This is a genomic window from Vibrio sp. V10_P2A27P122 (assembly GCF_963874335.1).
GTDB lineage: Bacteria > Pseudomonadota > Gammaproteobacteria > Enterobacterales > Vibrionaceae > Vibrio > Vibrio anguillarum.
This window is the reverse complement of sequence record NZ_CAWNHY010000192.1, coordinates 1-2,672: the sequence shown is the minus strand read 5'-3', so window position 1 is coordinate 2,672 and position 2,672 is coordinate 1. Positions and strand designations below refer to the sequence as shown.

Annotated in this window: 1 protein-coding gene; it reads right to left on the bottom strand. The window is 39.3% G+C overall.

Annotated features, from left to right (window positions below; all coding sequences use genetic code 11):
- Positions 1-781: 781 nt before the first annotated feature.
- Positions 782-2,236, bottom strand: coding sequence for a hypothetical protein (locus tag AACQ17_RS08435; RefSeq protein WP_094167564.1), 1,455 nt, complete (start codon positions 2,234-2,236; stop codon positions 782-784).
- Positions 2,237-2,672 lie beyond the last annotated feature (436 nt).

Genomic DNA, 2,672 nt, shown 5'->3' with positions numbered 1-2,672 from the left:
GCTCTATTGGATAGAAAGTTGTTTTGAGTCTAAGGTTTTTAGAGAGGCTCATACAAGGTTCATAGAAATATCGCTTATTTTGAACCTTGTTTCAGAAGAAGAGCGTCATGCTTTACTAAACGAACGAAATGGTCTTCTAAAACCGTTTGAAAAATTCAGCTAACAAACGGCTCAAGAGGGATTGCCAACGCTTGGCGGCTTTAGTGCAAAATTGAAGTTCAGTGTTTAAGTGTGTTTTTTGAGTTCGGCGGTGCGTTGTCAACCCCTTAGCCGGGCGTTAGGCAATGTGAGTTTTTATCAGCTAAAACGAGTTGAAATTGAACGGTAAATTCCATGTTCTCATGGCTGAACTTAAGCAAATGAATAATCATCACATATTTGCTGTTTCTTGATCGAGTTGGGTTGCTTTTCGTTGTGAGTTTAGCGGTGAAATAACCTTCAGCATCCAAACGTCCGCCGAGCATGCTACGCTCGTCACTTTTCTTCCAAACCGCTCAATTTGAGTTTTTTGGTTTCTTTGTTGATTCAGCATTTTGGTTTATAAATGAATCGGTTAGTTTGTTTCAAGTTTACAAAAAAGCTCGTTCTTTGGTTTTGAAAGTGTCGTTGTCAATCGGTTGGCCTAACAAACGGCTCAAGAGGGATTGCCAACGCGTGGCGGCTTTAGTGCAAAATTGAAGTTCAGTGTTTACAGTGTGTTTTTTGAGTTCGGCGGTGCGTTGTCAACCCCTTAGCCGGGCGTTAGCTACAGGGGCTCGCGTAACTCAAGCCCCTACAATGACTATTGTGAATTTTGAGGCGGTTTTTCTGTCTCATCCGCATTCAAAGTGGCTTCTACTTTCTTCGCTTCGACATCAATGATTTTATTGGCTTTGTCATCTAGTTTTCGGGCAATAGCGGAAAAACCTGGAATGTTGGCAAGCTTCGTGACTGCATCAGCTAGTTGTGAGCTCTTATCTAGTGCATCCATAAGAGGGTGGTCTGATTTATTATAATCAGATATCAGCTTTCCTGGATTTTCATGGCTTGCACTGACAATGTTAAACAGGAGTTTAACCCTTAGCTCTTGACTGATATCTTGGTCATCTAACTCATTTATCTGGTTGGATAGCCCCTCGAACGTTTTACTGATTACGCCTTTATGTGTGTATTCTTCAATTAAACGTTTAGAAAGTTTGTAATTCTTGTTGGCAGAGTACGCTAGCCACAGTACAGGGACATATAGTGGTAGCATTGTGCTCAACAAATATGGAGTATCTTTAATTAAGAGTACAAGATCAGCTCCTTGAAGCATGCGATAAGCATTTACTCCAAAGGGAATTAGAGAAATAACCATTAATGCAAATATCGTATTAGTAAAAGTACTCTCGTACTTTTTTTGTTCCACTTGCTCGATTTTAATTTTTTCATCGTAAGCTGATGCTAATCCAGCAGTTAATGCTTGAGGTAATAGGGAACGAATTTCTTTCAGGGTTTCATCATATGTGGTTTTACATTGACTGATGTATGCATCAAACATATCTTGCTGTTCTAATTGGATTTTGTTTAGATTTTCATCAAGCTCTGAATGCCTGTTTTGAGCTTCCTTTGCAAGAGTTGCTAGCTGAGATTTTAAATCTTTGTAGGTTCGTCTTAGTTGCTCTACGAGCCCTTCTACATGCTTAACTTCGTCAGTTTCAGGATCTTCTTCATCATAACCAAAAATCTCATCATACAAGATATCGATTTCACGTTTTCTATCTGTGGCCTGGGATAAAAGTGATCGAATGCGTGCAGTTGAGGTTTCACTGTCATTTTTCAATTCTGAAATAGTATCCGTAGATTCCTTTAACGTATCTACTTCAGATATTAGGTCTTGTAGCCTTTCAAGGTTAATTTCGATATTACTGGTAAGGTGTTCAACTTGTTTGTCACTTTCGGTTATATTTTCAAGTGCAGCGCTTGCATCGCTGTCGATAGCCTTTATATGTTCTTCAAGCTCAGAGATATTTGATGCAGACTTTTGGGTGGTATCAATAAGTTGAGCAATTAGTGCTTCATGGCTTTCAGCTTGTTCCTTTGCTTTTTGTGCGCGGTTTCTATACTCAGAAGTTTTCTTTGATGCTTGAGCGGCTATTTTTAAAGGGTCTGGTAAACCTGCTTGTAGTTTTTCTAACTCACTATTTGTGCTGTTGAGGTCAGTGGAAATCTCAGCGAGCTTTTTCCAGATGTACTCTTTTTCTTTGTTAAAATCCACTTTCTTCTCCCTATTAATTATGCAACTATTTTATATGGTGCATTCAGAAACTACAACGTTCCATAATGTAGCTAACAAACTGTTTAAGAGTGATTCGCAACGCGTGGCATTTTTACTATGCGTTGCGTATGGTGTTTAAGGTGATATGCGGCGGCTTCGGTATTGCGTTGCTCACACCTTAACAGGGCGTTAGGCAAAGTGAGTTTTTATCAGCTAAATCGAGTTTGAATTGAACAGTAAATTCCATGTTTTCATGGCTGAATTTAAACAATAAATAATCATCACATATTTGTTGTTTCTTGATCGCGTTGGGTTGTTTATCGTTGTGAGTTTAGCGGCAAAATAACCTTCAGCATCCAAACGTCCGCCGAGCATGCTACGCTCGTCACTTTTCTTCCAAACCGCTCAATTTGAGTTTTTTGTTTCTTTGCTGATT